Raw genomic sequence first — 13,843 nt, forward strand, 5'->3', positions numbered from 1 at the left:
GCAGGCTCTTTCCCTTTAGTCGATGACTTTCGGAACCAGGTACAGGCCGTTCTCGACCGCTGGCGCGATGGCCTGATAGGCCTCGCGGTGATTGGACTCGGTCACGACATCTGCACGCAGGCGTTGGCTGGCTTCCAGTGGGTGGGCCAGTGGCTCGATGCCGTCGGTGTCGACAGCCTGCATTTCGTCGACCAGCCCGAGAATGCTGTTCAGGGCCGAAGTGATGTGTGGAAGATCGACTTCATTCAGGCCAAGGCAGGCCAGATGAGCGATTTTTTCCACGTCGGAGCGTTCAAGCGCCATGGGATTCTCCAGTGGAAAACAGAACGGATGCTGTCCGTGTGTTAGATTGTCGGAACACTACCGCATTTCTACGGTCATATGGCCGCGATTGTGCGGGTTGGTGCACAGAAAAGCGGTCAATTTAACATATTGGCGCCTTGCCCAAAATCCCTGTCGTTGTTAGAGTTTGCCGCACTTTTTTACCCACGCGTTGCCTAGGGTCCCTTTCCCATGTTCAAGAAACTGCGTGGCATGTTTTCCAGCGATCTTTCCATTGACCTGGGCACTGCCAACACCCTTATTTACGTGCGTGAGCGCGGTATCGTCCTGAATGAGCCATCGGTTGTGGCCATTCGTACCCATGGCAACCAGAAAAGTGTCGTTGCCGTCGGCACCGAGGCCAAGCGTATGCTGGGCCGCACACCTGGCAACATTGCCGCCATTCGTCCGATGAAGGACGGCGTGATCGCCGACTTCAGCGTCTGCGAGAAGATGCTCCAGTACTTCATCAACAAAGTTCACGAAAACAGCTTTCTGCAGCCTAGCCCGCGCGTGTTGATCTGCGTTCCTTGCAAATCCACCCAGGTTGAGCGTCGTGCCATCCGTGAGTCGGCCCTCGGCGCCGGTGCTCGCGAAGTATTCCTGATCGAAGAGCCAATGGCTGCGGCCATCGGTGCCGGCCTGCCGGTTGAGGAGGCACGTGGGTCGATGGTCGTCGATATCGGCGGTGGTACCACTGAAATCGCGCTGATCTCCCTCAACGGTGTGGTGTATGCCGAATCGGTACGGGTCGGCGGCGACCGTTTCGACGAAGCGATCATCACCTACGTGCGCCGCAACTACGGCAGCCTGATCGGTGAATCGACCGCCGAGCGCATCAAGCAGGAAATCGGTACTGCCTACCCGGGCGGCGAAGTGCGCGAAGTCGATGTGCGCGGCCGCAACCTGGCCGAAGGCGTGCCGCGTGCCTTCACCCTGAACTCCAATGAAGTGCTGGAAGCGCTGCAAGAGTCCCTGGCTACTATCGTTCAGGCCGTGAAAAGCGCCCTTGAGCAATCGCCGCCGGAACTGGCTTCCGACATCGCCGAGCGTGGCCTGGTGCTGACCGGTGGCGGCGCGTTGCTGCGTGACCTGGACAAGCTGCTGGCCCAGGAAACCGGGCTGCCGGTGATCGTTGCCGAAGACCCGCTGACCTGCGTGGCGCGCGGCGGTGGTCGGGCGTTGGAGATGATGGATAAGCACACCATGGATCTGCTTTCCAGCGAGTGATCTCGCCGGAAGCACCTACGCTGTTACCGCGCAGGCAGCACTTTGCAGTGCTGCCTGTTGCGTTTATCTTCTGTCAATCTGCATCCAGGCCGGTTTGAAACCGTATGAACAACGAGAACCTTTGCCTGGGAGGAGCGGCCTATTAAACCGCTTTTTGCCAAGGGCCCTTCACTGGGCGTACGCCTGCTGGTGCTGGCCGCGCTGTCGGTAGCCCTGATGGTGGTCGATGCCCGCTTCACCGTGCTCAAGCCGGTGCGCAGTCAAATGTCGCTGGTGCTGATGCAGTCCTACTGGATCACCGACCTGCCGCAACGGCTATGGCAAGGCGTTGCCAGCCAGTTTGGCAGCCGCACCGAACTCGTCGCCGAAAACGAAAAACTCAAGACCGAGAACCTGCTGTTGCAGGGCCGCATGCAGAAACTTGCCGCCCTCACCGAGCAGAACGTGCGTCTGCGCGAGTTGCTCAACTCCTCGGCGCTGGTCAACGAGAAGGTCGAAGTGGCCGAGTTGATCGGCATGGACCCCAACCCCTTCACCCACCGCATCGTCATCAACAAGGGCGAGCGCGATGGCGTGGTCCTCGGCCAACCGGTGCTCGATGCCCGTGGCCTGATGGGCCAAGTGGTCGAGTTGATGCCCTACACCTCCCGCGTGCTGCTGCTGACCGATACCACCCACAGCATTCCCGTGCAGGTCAACCGCAATGGCCTGCGGGCGATTGCCAGCGGTACCGGCAACCCGGAACGCCTGGAGTTGCGCCATGTGGCCGACACCGCCGACATCAAGGAAGGCGACCTGTTGGTCAGCTCCGGCCTCGGCCAGCGGTTCCCGGCAGGTTATCCGGTGGCGACGGTCAAGGAAGTCATCCACGACTCCGGTCAGCCTTTCGCCATTGTCCGCGCCGTGCCGACGGCAGCACTCAACCGCAGCCGTTACCTGCTGCTGGTGTTCAGTGACAACCGCACTGCCGAGGAGCGCGCCAACGACGCCGCCCAGGCGCAGGAAGCCGAGGATCAGCAAAGCGGTGTTGCGCCTGTCGTGCCGGCCACCGTGCCCAAACCGGTCGCCCCGTCGGCACTCGTCGCGCCAGCCCCGCTGCCCGCCGCGACCACCGCTCCATCACCCGCACACGCGGTCAAGCCGGCCACGCCTGCTGCCGCCAAGCCACCTACCGCGGCCCCGACGGCCCCCACAGGGCAGAGGCAATAAATGGCAGGTACACATTTGCGCAATGGTTGGATGGTCTGGCTGACCTTCGCTATCGGTCTACTGCTCAGCATTTCGCCGCTGCCCCAATTCATGGAAATCCTGCGTCCACTGTGGCTGGCGCTGCTCCTGGCGTTCTGGTCGCTGGCGCTGCCCCACAAGGTCGGCATGGTCACCGCGTTTTGCCTGGGGCTGACCGAAGATGTGCTGTACGGCACCCTGCTGGGGCAGAACGCCCTGATCCTGACCCTGATTACGTTCTTGGTGCTGTCGCTGCAACAGCGGCTGCGCATGTTCCCGATGTGGCAGCAGAGCCTGGTGATCCTGGTGATCTTCGGTCTGGCGCAACTGGTGCAACTGTGGCTCAGTGCCTTGACCGGCAACCGCCAGCCGACATTGGCGCTGGTGCTTCCGGCCTTGGTCAGTGCCTTGCTCTGGCCCTGGATCAGCTTCGGCCTGCGGGGCTTGAGCCGACGCTACAAAATCAATTGATTCGGTCAGGCATTTGCCCGCACCTCGTTAGGGAGATGTCTTGATGAAACCGCTTTATCTGGCCTCTGGCTCCCCGCGTCGGCGCGAATTACTGACGCAGATCGGCGTGGCATTCCGCGTCATCGGCGCCGATATCGATGAAACTCCCCTGGCAGACGAACCCCCTGCGGCCTATGTCGAGCGCTTGGCGCGCGGCAAGGCCCGGGCCGGTCGCGGCGCTGTGGGCGAGGGCGACTTCTGCGTGCTGGGAGCTGACACAGCGGTGGTGCTCGATGGGCGGATTCTGGGCAAACCTGCGGACGAACTCGATGCGCGGGCCATGCTAATGGCGTTGTCCGGGCGCGAGCATGAAGTTCTCACCGCAGTGGCCGTCGAGGATGGTGGCCGCTGCGATGCGCGTGTGGTGCGCAGCCTGGTGCGCTTTCGCCCCATTGGCGAGGCCGAGGCAGCGGCCTACTGGGCCAGCGGCGAACCGTGCGATAAGGCCGGTGGCTATGGGATTCAAGGGTTAGGCGCGGTGTTCGTGGCGGGGGTCAGCGGCAGCTATTCTGCGGTTGTGGGCCTGCCCTTGTGCGAAACCTACGAGCTGCTCGGCCAATTCGGCATACCCTGTTGGCAAAACCTTACAGTGCGCTAAGCGCCGTCCCAGACTGATACGGCCATTATCGTGAACATGCCTGAACGAGATCCTGCCATGAGCGAAGAGATTCTAATCAACATCACGCCGATGGAATCGCGCGTGGCGGTGGTTGAAAACGGTGTCCTGCAAGAAGTTCACGTCGAACGCACACAAAAGCGTGGGATCGTCGGCAACATCTATAAAGGCAAAGTGGTCAGGGTCCTGCCGGGCATGCAGGCAGCGTTCGTGGACATCGGCCTGGACCGCGCCGCGTTCATTCACGCCTCGGAAATTTCCATGCGCGAAGGCCCGGCAGTGGAGAGCATCAGCGCCCTGGTCCATGAGGGGCAGAGCCTGGTGGTGCAGGTCACCAAGGACCCGATCGGCTCCAAGGGCGCCCGGTTGACGACCCAACTGTCGATCCCGTCCCGCTACCTGGTGTACATGCCGCGCACCGCCCACGTCGGCATTTCCCTGAAGATCGAAGACGAAGCCGAGCGCGAGCGCCTCAAGCAAGTGGTCAGCGATTGCGTGGCCCAGGAAGGCATCAAGGAAGCGGGCGGTTTTATCCTGCGCACTGCCGCCGAGGGTGCCGGCGCCGAAGAAATCCTCATGGACATCCGCTACTTGCGGCGCCTGTGGGACCAGATCGACGCGCAGATCAAGACCAGCGGCGCACCCAATGTGATCTACGAAGACCTGGGCCTGGCCCTGCGCACGCTGCGCGATCTGGTCAGCCCGAAGATCGAGAAGATCCGCATCGACTCGCGGGAAACGTTCCAGAAAACCACGCAGTTCGTCGCCGAATTGATGCCTGAGATCGCTGATCGCCTGGAGCACTACCCCGGCGAGCGGCCGATTTTCGACCTCTATGGCGTCGAAGACGAGATCCAGAAAGCCTTGGAGCGCAAGGTGCCGCTCAAGTCCGGCGGCTACCTGGTGGTGGACCCGGCCGAAGCGATGACCACCATCGACGTCAACACGGGGGCCTTTGTCGGCCATCGCAATCTGGAAGAGACGATCTTCAAGACCAACCTGGAAGCCGCCACCGCCATTGCCCGGCAACTGCGCCTGCGCAACCTGGGCGGGATCATCATCATCGACTTCATCGACATGGAAGACCAAGAGCACCAGCGCCAGGTGATCCGCACCCTGGAAAAACAGCTGGAGCGCGACCACGCCAAGACCAACATCATCGGCATCACCGAGCTGGGGCTGGTGCAGATGACCCGCAAACGCACCCGCGAAAGCCTGGAGCAGGTGCTGTGCGAGCCGTGCAGCAGTTGCCAGGGGCGCGGTAAGTTGAAGACCCCGGAAACCATTTGTTATGAGATTTTCAGAGAAATCCTACGCGAGGCCCGGGCCTATCAAGCGTTAGGCTATCGCGTCCTGGCCAACCAGAAAGTCGTGGACCGTTTGCTGGACGAAGAGTCCGGCAACGTCGCGGAACTGGAAGGCTTTATTGGGCGAACCATACGTTTTCAGGTCGAAACCATGTATTCCCAGGAACAATACGACGTGGTGCTGCTCTGAAGCCGCGTGCTTTACTTTTCGCAATAGCGGCTGCCTCCAGCGTTTTGCCTGACCACCGCCATGGGAGCCACCCGACATGGAGCGTCTAATACGCTTTTTCGCTGCACTGACCCGCTGGGGCCTGGGGCTATGTGCGCTGCTGTTGGTGCTGGTTGCGCTCTACGTCAGCCTGGGCCGCGAGCTCATTCCCCTGGTGGCCGAATACCGCGCCGAGGTCGAGGCCAAGGGCCGCGCTGCGTTGGCGATGCCATTGCACATCGCCAGCCTGGAGGGCACCTGGAGTGGCCTGGCGCCGATCCTGCAAGCCCATGACGTGGTGCTGGGGGAGGGCAGCAACGCCCTGCACCTGGACCAGGTGCGCGTAGTGCCCGACCTGTGGGCCAGCCTGTTGGCGCGGGAAGTGCGCATCGCCCACCTGCAACTCGATGGTTTGAAGCTCAACCTCAAGGAAGACCAGGACGGCAAGTGGGCCCTCGAAGGCCTGCCGGTGCGCGACGACCAACCGCTGGACCCGGAGCAGTTGTTCAATCGCCTGCAAATGATCTCGCGGCTGTCGGTGCTCGACAGCCAAGTCACTTTGCAGCCGTTCGCCGAAGCCCCCCTGACCCTCACTTACGTCGGCCTGAGCCTGAAAACAGGCACTAGCCGCCAGCGCCTCGATGCACGCCTGACCCTGCCCGATGGCCAGCCACTGGCGCTGAACCTGCGTACCCAGGTGCGTGCCGGGCAATGGCGTGAAGGCGCGGCGGATGTCTACCTGAGCCTGCCGCAGAGCCATTGGTCGCGCTGGCTGCCGGCGCGCCTGACCCGGCAATGGCGGTTTGCCGAGCTCAAGGCCGGAGGCGAGTTCTGGTTGAACTGGAGCCAGGGTACCGTGCAGAGCGCGGTGGCCCGCCTCAATGCGCCGCAAGTCAAAGGCGCCTACGCCGAGCGCAGCCCCGTGGCGCTCCAGAACCTGGCCCTCAACGCCTGGTTCCAGCGCAGCGCCCAGGGCTTTGAGGTGAAGGTCGACTCCCTGGCGATGAACCTGGGGCCGACCCGCTGGGAATCCCACCTGCAACTCAAGCAAACCGCGGCCACCGAGAAAACCGAGGAGCGTTGGCAGGTACAGGCCGACCGCCTCGACCTGACCCCGCTGACGCCGGTGCTCGACGCCCTGGTGCCGATCCCGGAAAAAGTCGCGGTGGTCATCGACAACCTCAAGGTTACCGGCACACTGCGCAATGTCCTGCTCGATTACCGGCCCCAGGCTGTGGGCGACCAGCGCCTGAGTTTTGCCACCCATCTGGAGCGGGTTGGTTTCAACGCCTATCATGGTGCGCCGGCGGCCCGTAACGTCAGCGGCAGCCTCACGGGCGACCTCGGCCAGGGCGAGTTGCGCATGGACAGCAAGGATTTCTCCTTGCACCTGGACCCGATTTTCGCCAAACCCTGGCAGTACATCCAAGCCAACGCACGGCTGACCTGGAAGCTCGACAAAGACGCCTTCACCCTGATCGCGCCTTACCTGAAGGTGCTGGGCGAAGAGGGCAAGATCGCCGGCGACTTCCTGATCCGCCTGAATTTCGATGAAGCCCTGGAAGACTACATGGACCTGCGGGTGGGCCTGGTGGACGGCGACGGCCGTTACACCGCCAAATACCTGCCGGCCGTGCTCAGCCCGGCGCTGGACGAATGGCTGCGCACGGCGATCATCAAGGGCGCGGTGGACGAAGGTTTCTTCCAGTACCAGGGCTCGCTGAACCATGGCGCCATCGACGCGGCGCGCAGCATCAGCCTGTTCTTCAAGGTGCATGACGCCGAGCTGGCGTTCCAGCCAGGCTGGCCCCATGTCAGCAAGGTCAGCGGCGATGTGTTCGTCGAAGACAGCGGCGTGCGCATCCTGGCCAGCAAGGGCCAGTTGCTCGATACCCAGGTACGCGATATCTACGTCAGCATTCCCCATGCCCCGGCCGGGCAAAGCAGCCATTTGCTGCTCGACGGCGAATTTGCCGGTGGCCTGGGCGATGGCCTGAAAATCCTCCAGGAAGCGCCCATCGGTACCGCTTCGACCTTTGCCGGTTGGCAAGGCGAAGGGGAGCTGCGTGGCGCCCTGAAACTCGACATCCCGCTGGTCAAGGGCGAAGAACCGAAGATCGTCGTGGACTTCAAGGTCGACAAGGCCCGCCTCAAACTCAGCGAGCCGGCCCTGGAACTGACCCAACTCAAGGGCGACCTGCGTTTTGACAGCAGCAAGGGCCTGAGCGGTAAGGACATCAGCGCCCAAGCATTCGAGCGCCCGGTGACCGCGCAGATTTTCGCCGACGGCAAGGGCAAGAACCTCAATACGCGGGTGGTGGCCAAGGGGCAGGTCACGGTCAAGAAGCTCACCGAGTGGTTGAACGTCAGCCAACCGCTGCCGGTGTCTGGCGATATCCCTTACCAACTGCAACTGACCCTCGATGGCCCGGACAGCCAGTTGCGCATCAACTCCAACCTCAAAGGCGTCGCCGTGGACCTGCCGGCGCCCTTCGGCATGGCGGCCAGCACCGGGCGCGACAGCGTGTTTCGCATGACTTTGCAGGGCGCCGAGCGGCGTTACTGGTTCGACTACGGCGAGTTGGCCAACTTCACTTTCGCTGCGCCAAGCGGCAAGTTCGCCGAGGGCCGTGGCGAACTGTTCCTCGGCGACGGCGATGCACTGCTGCCCGGGGCCAAGGGCCTGCGGGTGCGCGGAGTGTTGTCGCAGCTGGATATCGAACCCTGGAAAGTGCTGGTGGAACGCTATGCCGGCCAGGACCCGGGCGGCAGCGCCAAGCAACTGCTCAGCGGCGCGGACTTCAAGGTCGGCAAGCTCAGTGGCTTTGGCACCAGCCTGGATCAGGTCAAGTTGCAGTTGGCGCGCAAACCGGCGGCCTGGGCCTTGCAGATCGACAGCCAGCAGGCCAAGGGCAGCGTGTCGATCCCCGATGCCAAGGCTGCGCCCATGGCGATCAACATGCAGTACGTGCGTTTGCCGGCCGCCGACCCCACAGCCCAGGCTGACGAGAACGCGCCGGACCCTCTGGCCTCGGTGGACCCGAAAAAAGTCCCGGCGCTGGATTTATCCATCGATCAACTGTTCCAGGGGCAGGACTTGCTGGGTCCTTGGTCGCTCAACGTGCGGCCCACCGCCAAGGGCATGGCGTTCAATAACCTCGACCTGGGTCTCAAGGGCATGGTGTTGAAGGGCGCCGGTGGATGGGAAGGGGTGCCGGGCGCGACCAGCAGTTGGTACAAAGGGCGCCTGAGTGGCAAGAACCTCGCCGATGTACTCAAGGGCTGGGGCTTCGCGCCTACCGTGACCAGCGAGAGTTTCCACCTGGACGTCGATGGCCGCTGGAGTGGCTCGCCGGCGGGGGTCGGCCTCAAGCGTTATTCCGGCAGCCTCGACGCGACCTTGCGCAAAGGCCAGTTCGTCGAGGTCGAAGGCGGCGCCCAGGCGCTGCGGGTGTTTGGCCTGCTCAATTTCAACTCCATCGGCCGCCGTTTGCGCCTGGACTTCTCCGACCTGTTCGGCAAAGGCCTGAGCTACGACCGGGTCAAAGGCCTGCTGGTGGCGAGCGAAGGGGTCTACGTGACCCGCGAGCCCATCGTGCTGACCGGGCCGTCGAGCAATCTGGAACTCAACGGCACCCTGGACATGGTCGCCGACCGCGTCGATGCCAAGCTCCAGGTGACCTTGCCGGTGACCAACAACCTGCCCATCGCCGCATTGATCGTGGGGGCGCCGGCCATTGGCGGCGCGTTGTTCCTCATCGACAAATTGATCGGCGACCGCGTGGCGCGTTTTGCCAGCGTGCAGTACACGGTCAAGGGGCCGTGGAAAGAACCGAAGATCACCTTCGACAAGCCTTTTTGAAAAGCCACGATCCGGGCCTATGCAGTAGCATGGCGCCATCTCGTTCAAGGAGCGCCCCATGTCTTTTGCGGTGATTCAAATGGTCAGCCAGAGCGATGTGGCGGCCAACCTGCTGCAGGCCCGGCGCCTGCTGGAGCGTGCCGCCGACAGCGGTGCGCGGCTGGCGGTGCTGCCGGAAAATTTCGCCGCCATGGGCCGTCGCGATACCGCCGCTATTGGTCGCGCCGAAGCGCTGGGCGAAGGCCCTATCCTGCCGTGGTTGAAACAAGCCGCCCGCGACCTCAACGTATGGATAGTCGCTGGCACGTTGCCGCTACCGCCCGAAGGGCAGCCCGAGAGCAAGGCCAACGCCTGTTCGTTGTTGATCGACGAACAGGGTGCCATCGCGGCGCGCTATGACAAGTTGCACTTGTTCGACGTGGATGTGGCCGATGCCCGTGGCCGTTACCGCGAATCTGATGACTATGCTCATGGCGGTGCGGTGGTCGTCGCCGACACCCCGGTAGGCCGGGTCGGCCTGACGGTGTGCTACGACCTGCGCTTTCCCGAGCTGTACAGCGAATTGCGTGCCGCGGGGGCCGAACTGATTACCGCGCCGTCGGCCTTCACCGCCGTGACCGGTGCTGCCCATTGGGATGTACTGATCCGCGCCCGCGCCATCGAGACTCAATGCTATGTGCTGGCGGCGGCCCAAGGCGGGGTGCATCCGGGCCCGCGGGAGACCTTTGGTCACGCGGCGATTATCGACCCCTGGGGGCGGATTCTCGCTCAGCAGGATCAGGGCGAGGCCGTATTGCTGGCCTCGCGCGACAGCAGCGAACAAGCGTCCATCCGGGCGCGCATGCCGGTGGCGAGCCATCGGCGCTTTTTCTCGCAGGGCGTCCGGCGGCCTGCCTCAGAACAATGAATGTAAGGCGTAAAGCATATGAGCCAGTTGTTGTCCTCAGTCAGTGAACACCTTCTCGCGCCGGGTGGCGTGACGATCGACAGCCTGCAAGCGGTGCTCGGTGACCTGGCCGGCCCCGGCATCGACGCGGCGGACCTGTATTTCCAAGGGCAGATTTCCGAGTCCTGGGCGCTGGAAGACGGCATCGTCAAGGAAGGCAGTTTCAACCTCGACCAAGGCGTGGGCGTACGTGCCCAGGCCGGGGAAAAAACCGGTTTCGCCTACAGCAACGCCATCACCCTCGAAGCCCTGGGCCTGGCGGCCCGTGCAGCACGGTCGATTTCCCGCGCCGGCCAGCACGGCAGCGTGCAGGCCTTCAGCACCCAGGACGTGACCCAGCTCTACGGCCCTGACAACCCCCTGGAAGTCATCAGCCGTGCGGAAAAGGTCGAGCTGCTCAAGCGTGTCGATGCCGCGACCCGCGCCCTCGACCCGCGCATCCAGCAGGTCACCGTGAGCATGGCTGGGGTCTGGGAGCGCATTTTGGTGGCGTCCACCGATGGCACCCTGGCAGCGGATGTGCGGCCGTTGGTGCGCTTCAACGTCAGCGTGATCGTCGAGCAGAACGGCCGCCGCGAGCGAGGCGGCCACGGCGGTGGCGGGCGTACCGACTACCGGTACTTCCTCGCCGAGGACCGCGCCATGGGCTATGCCCGCGAAGCGCTGCGCCAGGCGTTGGTCAACCTTGAAGCGATCCCCGCGCCGGCCGGCACTTTCCCGGTGGTGCTGGGGTCGGGCTGGTCCGGTGTGCTGTTGCACGAAGCGGTCGGCCATGGCCTGGAGGGTGATTTCAACCGCAAGGGCAGTTCGGCCTACAGCGGGCGCATGGGCGAAATGGTCGCCTCCAAACTCTGCACCATCGTGGACGACGGTACCCTGGCCGGGCGTCGCGGGTCGCTGAGCATGGACGATGAAGGCACGCCGACCGAGTGCACCACCCTGATCGAAAACGGCGTGCTCAAAGGCTATATGCAGGACAAGCTCAACGCCCGCCTGATGGGTGTGGCGCGCACCGGCAACGGCCGCCGCGAGTCCTATGCGCACCTGCCGATGCCGCGCATGACCAATACCTACATGCTGGGCGGCGAAAGCGACCCGGCGGAAATCATCGCCTCGGTGAAGAAGGGTATCTACTGCGCCAACCTGGGCGGCGGCCAGGTGGACATCACCAGCGGCAAGTTCGTGTTCTCCACCAGCGAAGCGTATTTGATCGAGGACGGCAAGATCACTGCACCGGTCAAAGGCGCGACCCTGATCGGCAACGGGCCGGAGGCCATGAGCCGGGTGTCGATGGTGGGCAACGACCTGTCGTTGGACAGCGGTGTGGGGACGTGTGGCAAGGATGGGCAGTCGGTGCCGGTGGGTGTCGGCCAGCCAACGCTGAAGATTGACGCGATCACCGTGGGTGGCACGGGCGCGTGAGGAGGAGCCTTGGGTGGGCGGCCCGCATTGCGGCCCGGCCCACCCGGGGGCGAAAACTAACGCAGGCCGCGTTGTGTCTCGTCCAGCTCGCGGATGTACTTGAAGATTTTGCGGCTCGAAGCAGGGGGCTTGTTATGGGCAAGCTCATGCTGGGCCTGACGGATCAGGGAGCGCAGTTGTTGGCGGTCCGCGTCCGGGTAATCGACGACGAATTTTTCCAGCACGCCGTCATCGCCCGCGATCAAGCGATCGCGCCAGCGTTCCAGGCCGTGGAAACGTTCGTTGTACTGGCGGGTGGAGGCATCCAGTTGATCGAGCAAAACCAGAATGGCGTCCGTGTCCTGGTCGCGCATCAGCTTGCCGATAAATTGCAGGTGCCGTTTACGCGCAATGTTCGCGGTGTGCTTGGGCGCTTCGTCCAGGGCCCGGCGCATGGCGTCGGTCAAGGGCAGTTTGGCGCGCAAGTCAGGCTTGAGTGTTGTAAGGCGCTCGCCGAGGTCAACCAGAGCATGAAGCTCGCGTTTAACCTGGGATTTGCTTTTCTCCCCATCGAGGGAGTCGTCGTAAGAATCAACCATGGTGGCAGTCCGCAAAGAAACGCCGCCATGATAACCAGTCGGGGGCCGCTTGTCCGGCCCGGTCGCTCGAAGGCCTTAACCGAAAGCAGAATTTGAGTGGAGAAAACCATGAGTGCAGCCCAAAGCGTCGGCCCGCAAGCGTTGCCGGCCCTGCAGGACCAAGTCGAGCAGATCATCGCCGAAGCCAAGCGCCAGGGCGCCAGTGCCTGTGAGGTCGCCGTTTCCCTGGAGCAGGGCTTGTCCACCTCGGTGCGCCAGCGGGAAGTGGAAACGGTCGAGTTCAACCGCGACCAGGGTTTTGGCATCACCTTGTACGTGGGCCAGCGCAAAGGCTCGGCCAGCACCTCGGCCAGCGGCCCGCAAGCGATCCGCGAAACCGTGGCCGCGGCCCTGGCCATCGCCCAGCACACCTCTGAAGATGAAAGCTCGGGCCTGGCCGACGCGGCGCTGATGGCCAGGGACTTGCAAGACTTCGACCTATTCCACGCCTGGGATATCACCCCCGAACAAGCCATCGAACAGGCCTTGGCCTGTGAAGCGGCGGCGTTCGCCACCGACAGCCGGATCAAGAACGCCGACGGCACCACGCTGAGCACCCACCAGGGCTGTCGTGTGTACGGCAACAGCCACGGTTTCGTCGGCGGCTACGCCTCGACCCGCCACAGCCTCAGTTGCGTGATGATCGCCGAAGCCGACGGCCAGATGCAGCGCGATTACTGGTATGACGTGAACCGCCAGGGTGAATTGCTGATGGACCCGGTGACCATCGGCCAACGCGCCGCGCAGCGTGCCGCCAGCCGTCTGGGCGCACGCCCGGTGCCGACCTGCGAAGTGCCGGTGCTGTTTTCCGCCGAACTGGCTGGCGGTCTGTTCGGCAGCTTTTTGGGGGCGATTTCCGGCGGCAACCTGTACCGCAAATCATCGTTCCTCGAAGGCGCCCTAGGGCAGAAGGTCTTCCCCCAGTGGCTGACCCTGGACGAGCGCCCGCACTTGATGCGCGCCATGGGCAGTGCGTCGTTCGATGGCGATGGCCTGGCGACCTACGCCAAACCTTTCGTCGAGAACGGCGAGTTGGTGTCCTACGTGTTGGGCACCTATTCGGGCCGCAAGTTGGGCATGCCCAGCACCGCCAACTCCGGCGGCGTGCATAACCTGTTCGTCACCCACGGCGATGAAGACCAGGCCGCGTTGCTGCGGCGCATGGGCCGCGGCCTGTTGGTGACCGAGTTGATGGGCCAGGGCCTAAATATGGTCACCGGCGACTACTCCCGGGGCGCGGCGGGTTTCTGGGTGGAGAACGGCGAGATTCAGTTCGCAGTCCAGGAAGTGACCATTGCCGGCAACATGCGCGACATGTTCAAGCAGATCGTCGCCGTGGGGAATGACCTGGAACTGCGCAGCAACATTCGCACTGGTTCGGTGTTGATCGAGCGGATGACGGTGGCGGGTAGCTGATAAAGATAGAAGCGCCTAACAATACGATGGGTTGTTAGGGATGGTCTGAAGTAGCCCTGTATTTCTGGCTGACTTCAGCCTCCGCCGATTTTGAAAGCGGTCAACCGATCAAAAACGATCAGATCGCCCGCTTATTTCTGTGTTTTTAGCCGCCGCGAGCA

The 13,843-nt window shown here is 63.2% G+C and carries 11 protein-coding genes; 9 read left to right on the top strand and 2 right to left on the bottom strand.

Translation table 11 applies throughout. The features are described from left to right. Positions 1 to 15: 15 nt before the first annotated feature. On the bottom strand, positions 16 to 303 hold the full coding sequence (gene gatC / locus AC19YR_RS14785) for an Asp-tRNA(Asn)/Glu-tRNA(Gln) amidotransferase subunit GatC (protein ID WP_095107811.1): 288 nt from the start codon (positions 301 to 303) through the stop codon (positions 16 to 18). Between the two features lie 210 nt (positions 304 to 513). Here gatC and mreB point away from each other — a divergent pair, with 210 nt between their 5' ends. From mreB to tldD, 8 genes are all read left to right on the top strand, one after another. Further along, the gene (mreB, locus tag AC19YR_RS14790) at positions 514 to 1,551 is read left to right on the top strand and encodes a rod shape-determining protein MreB (RefSeq protein ID WP_002555108.1); all 1,038 of its coding nucleotides are present in this window, start codon (positions 514 to 516) and stop codon (positions 1,549 to 1,551) included. 141 nt (positions 1,552 to 1,692) lie between these two features. After that, a complete protein-coding gene (mreC, locus tag AC19YR_RS14795; RefSeq protein WP_500599029.1) occupies positions 1,693 to 2,760 on the top strand; it encodes a rod shape-determining protein MreC in 1,068 nt (355 codons plus the stop codon). Next, complete coding sequence (mreD, locus tag AC19YR_RS14800) at positions 2,761 to 3,249, top strand: rod shape-determining protein MreD (protein ID WP_095107813.1); 489 nt, start codon at positions 2,761 to 2,763, stop codon at positions 3,247 to 3,249. A gap of 43 nt (positions 3,250 to 3,292) precedes the next feature. Further along, positions 3,293 to 3,886: a Maf family protein gene (locus AC19YR_RS14805; RefSeq protein WP_500599020.1), complete on the top strand. Its 594-nt coding sequence runs from the start codon at positions 3,293 to 3,295 to the stop codon at positions 3,884 to 3,886. A gap of 57 nt (positions 3,887 to 3,943) precedes the next feature. Next, positions 3,944 to 5,401 (top strand): ribonuclease G, encoded by a 1,458-nt coding sequence (gene rng / locus AC19YR_RS14810; protein ID WP_095107815.1) that lies wholly within the window; start codon positions 3,944 to 3,946, stop codon positions 5,399 to 5,401. A gap of 76 nt (positions 5,402 to 5,477) precedes the next feature. Further along, positions 5,478 to 9,281 (top strand): YhdP family protein, encoded by a 3,804-nt coding sequence (locus AC19YR_RS14815; RefSeq protein ID WP_500599023.1) that lies wholly within the window; start codon positions 5,478 to 5,480, stop codon positions 9,279 to 9,281. A gap of 58 nt (positions 9,282 to 9,339) precedes the next feature. Continuing rightward, positions 9,340 to 10,188 carry a carbon-nitrogen hydrolase family protein gene (locus tag AC19YR_RS14820; RefSeq protein WP_500599025.1) on the top strand — a complete coding sequence of 283 codons (849 nt, stop codon included), beginning with the start codon at positions 9,340 to 9,342 and terminating at the stop codon, positions 10,186 to 10,188. 18 nt (positions 10,189 to 10,206) lie between these two features. Then, a complete protein-coding gene (gene tldD / locus AC19YR_RS14825; protein WP_500599026.1) occupies positions 10,207 to 11,649 on the top strand; it encodes a metalloprotease TldD in 1,443 nt (480 codons plus the stop codon). Between the two features lie 56 nt (positions 11,650 to 11,705). On the opposite strand, the gene yjgA is transcribed toward tldD, so the two are convergent. Further along, positions 11,706 to 12,227 carry a ribosome biogenesis factor YjgA gene (yjgA, locus tag AC19YR_RS14830; RefSeq protein ID WP_095107819.1) on the bottom strand — a complete coding sequence of 174 codons (522 nt, stop codon included), beginning with the start codon at positions 12,225 to 12,227 and terminating at the stop codon, positions 11,706 to 11,708. A 108-nt stretch (positions 12,228 to 12,335) separates the two neighbouring features. On the opposite strand from yjgA, the gene pmbA reads away from it, so the two are divergent. Next, the gene (gene pmbA, locus AC19YR_RS14835; RefSeq protein WP_095107820.1) at positions 12,336 to 13,682 is read left to right on the top strand and encodes a metalloprotease PmbA; all 1,347 of its coding nucleotides are present in this window, start codon (positions 12,336 to 12,338) and stop codon (positions 13,680 to 13,682) included. Positions 13,683 to 13,843: the final 161 nt, after the last annotated feature.

The organism is Pseudomonas sp. MF08817 (genome assembly GCF_059862705.1).